This window comes from Niastella populi (genome assembly GCF_002078015.1).
Classification (GTDB): domain Bacteria; phylum Bacteroidota; class Bacteroidia; order Chitinophagales; family Chitinophagaceae; genus Niastella; species Niastella populi.
In genome coordinates, this window is sequence record NZ_LWBP01000142.1 from 1 (window position 1) to 523 (window position 523).

The 523-nt window shown below is 29.3% G+C and carries 1 protein-coding gene; it reads right to left on the reverse strand.

What is annotated here, in order from left to right; all coding sequences use genetic code 11:
• The coding region (locus A4R26_RS12995) for an ATP-dependent nuclease (protein WP_165760255.1) at positions 1-523 on the reverse strand (523 nt) is incomplete at both ends.

Here is a 523-nt window from a genome sequence, read left to right on the forward strand (position 1 = left end):
AATATCTTCGTAAAATTTTTCGCCTTTACCTTCTTGAACAATTTGTAAATATTTTCGTATATAAATTCTATCTGTAATTCCTTCTACCCATATCGTACAATTAGTAAGAAAAACTGAAGAATTGTTAACTCCAAGAAGCGACAGTACACTTGTATCAGAATTCTCCACGTTTATTATCGAAAAATCTGGCTTCTCAGTATTATTTTTAATTTGCTCAAAAGCATAAACGGAAATGCTGTTTTTCTCTAAAGTAAGATCGAGGAAATGATTCGAATGTGTCGTTATAAAATATTCAAAGTGTTTAAATTCAGGTCTTAAAAATGTCTCAAAAAGAATTCGTTGGTATCCAGGATGCAAATGTAACTCCGGCTCTTCAATAAAAACCTTTAAGTTCTTATCTTGATTAAAAAATAATGGGTAAGTCAAAATAATTATTGATTGTATACCATCCCCTAAATTATATATTGGCTCTTCATGTTCACCAATTTTAACATTTACCACATCTTTTTTTATAGTTGCTATT